At 47.8% G+C, this 2,181-nt stretch carries 3 protein-coding genes; 2 read left to right on the top strand and 1 reads right to left on the bottom strand.

The window, feature by feature from the left end:
- Nucleotides 1–173: 173 nt before the first annotated feature.
- Nucleotides 174–938 carry a HesA/MoeB/ThiF family protein gene (locus EF096_RS21060; RefSeq protein WP_123891510.1) on the top strand — a complete coding sequence of 255 codons (765 nt, stop codon included), beginning with the start codon at nucleotides 174–176 and terminating at the stop codon, nucleotides 936–938.
- Entirely contained in the window at nucleotides 923–1,411 is a 489-nt protein-coding gene (locus EF096_RS21055) for a Mov34/MPN/PAD-1 family protein (RefSeq protein ID WP_123891509.1), read from the top strand. The genes EF096_RS21060 and EF096_RS21055 overlap by 16 nt, the downstream gene beginning before the upstream one ends.
- Here EF096_RS21055 and EF096_RS20070 read toward each other — a convergent pair.
- Nucleotides 1,400–1,993, bottom strand: a complete 594-nt coding sequence (locus EF096_RS20070) for a Cap15 family cyclic dinucleotide receptor domain-containing protein (protein WP_123891508.1) — start codon at nucleotides 1,991–1,993, stop codon at nucleotides 1,400–1,402. The genes EF096_RS21055 and EF096_RS20070 overlap by 12 nt on opposite strands.
- Nucleotides 1,994–2,181: the final 188 nt, after the last annotated feature.

Here is a 2,181-nt window from a genome sequence, read left to right as displayed (position 1 = left end):
CACCACGAAGCACAAGAAGAAGGCACCGACTGCGAAGGTCTCTCCTTTCTACAAGAAAACCATCGGTTACGGACTGCCGGACTTCGCAGAGGAACTCAACTACGGAGTCGATCTATCAACCATCTGATAATGGTATCAGGTTGGTGGGGTAAAGGTGCCCCATCAACCATTAAATCCGTATACCCAGAAATCTTAGTTACGAAGACCTTCAGGACAAACGCGTCACCGTAGTTGGATGTGGCGCTATTGGATCGTTTGTTGCCCAAGCGCTGGTACGGCTGGGAGCTGGCACTGGCGAGCGCGGCATCCTCAAAATTATTGACTCAGACAAGCTTGGGCCAGAGAACCTCGGTAGACATGCACTTGGTTTTCCTTCCCTGTTTCGCTACAAAACAGAGGCCCTTCAAGAAGAGCTACTACGACTGTTTCCCCATAGCAAAGTTATTGGAATTGCAAGCAGCGCTTTTGAATACAAGCAATTGTTTGATGCGGATCTCATCATTGATGCGACTGGCGAGGAAGCGGTTAGCGAACTGCTAAATGGACTTCGGCTGAATCGTGATGCCAAAATACCTGTACTTCATGTTTGGATACGTGGAAACGGAGAGGCGGTCCAGGCATTGTGGACCGACGCCACTGGAGGCGGATGTTACCGTTGCTTGACGATTCCAGATTCAAATCATCACCGAAAAGAGCGATTTGAACTCCTAAAAACTGCCTCCTTTCAGTACACAGATGGTTGTCGTGCATTCACTCCGTATGCGGTTTCCGCACCTCTACACGCATCTGCATTAGCGATTGACATGATCTGTTCTTGGTTGCAGGGGTCGCCATCACCGAAATTCCGGACAAGGAGTGTTGAAGGGGCTGACGTCTATAAACTACGCAATCATGATCCATCCAAGTTGAAGAGCTGCCCTGCATGCGATCCCACTTAATTTGGGAAGCCCCCAAAAAACCGCTCACAAAAATACTTGTTGAGCGCTCTCCCCTGGAGGCAATGGATTTATATCGACAAGATGAGTCTCACAAGCCCGAAGCTGGAGGAATAATTCTTGGCTATCGCAGAGGCGCTCACCTACACGTCACACAGGTGACTGTCCCACAAGTAGAGGACAGACGCCATAGACACGAATTTTATCGATCTGCGCTGCATCATCAACAAGTCGCTCAAAAAGAATGGCACGCAAGTGGGCAGACGATGGACTACCTCGGTGACTGGCACACTCATCCTGAGCTACATCCTTCTCCGTCCGGGCTCGACCTAAATGAATGGAAGAAGATATGCAGAAAGCGCACACATCCAATGCTCTTCATGATTCTTGGTATCAGGGGTGATATATGGGTTGGCCTTAGTATATCGCGAGAGATTATTTGCTGCGTAACATCAGAAAGCGAGCTAAGTTTTTAGTCTCTGAAGCTCGAATCTGCCCTGAGTATTTCTACTGGTAAAATAGTTTCCACGCAAGCCATGGGAATCTTCCTCAAAAAATTTTAATATTGCCGCCCCTTCATAAGAGCTTGCCGCCGAATCTTGCCCTCCTTTAGGGATTACTCTGTAGACATAGTACAAAATCGGCCTCCCTGACTCCGGATCTTTTTTTGGCTGAACGACTAGTGTTTCCGAATCTGACCCGTCCGATTGCACTTCGATACTGAAGGAGACGAAACTTTGTTTGATTACAGCATTAGCTTCAACTTCACCTCGCCCGTCTACTCCTGACCAATGAATCGTCATTCTCCACTGACCATTAAGATCAGGAAACAATAGAGAGCTAAGCAGAGGGATTTTCCGCCATATCCACCGCCAACCAAAATGAGCAAGACACAGAAGAAGCAGATCATACATCGAAGCTAATATCATTACCGTTCGATACGGATTCGCTGCAGAAAATTGTGTTTTCTCCAAGGTGTATATGGCAGCGATAGCACCAAAGCCGAACAACATCAATACGACACTAATCATTTTGAGCGGAGAGATCAGATTGAACATCTAAGCATTCTCACTGTAAATTCTTTTTCCGTCCTTGAACACCGCCACACCTGCCGTATGGGTGAATCGCCCCTAGTTTCGTAGACACCTCCAGGCCTTATAATCGAGGCACCCAGGAGGTCCAATGAGCAACTCACGCTACACCGAAGAATTTAAAATTGAAGCCGTCAAACAGGTGGCTGACCGAG

Origin of the sequence: Pseudomonas neustonica (assembly GCF_003797945.1) — a bacterium.
Classification (GTDB): domain Bacteria; phylum Pseudomonadota; class Gammaproteobacteria; order Pseudomonadales; family Pseudomonadaceae; genus Halopseudomonas; species Halopseudomonas neustonica.
The sequence above is the reverse complement of the archived record's forward strand: the minus strand, read 5'-3'. Positions and strand labels throughout refer to the sequence as shown.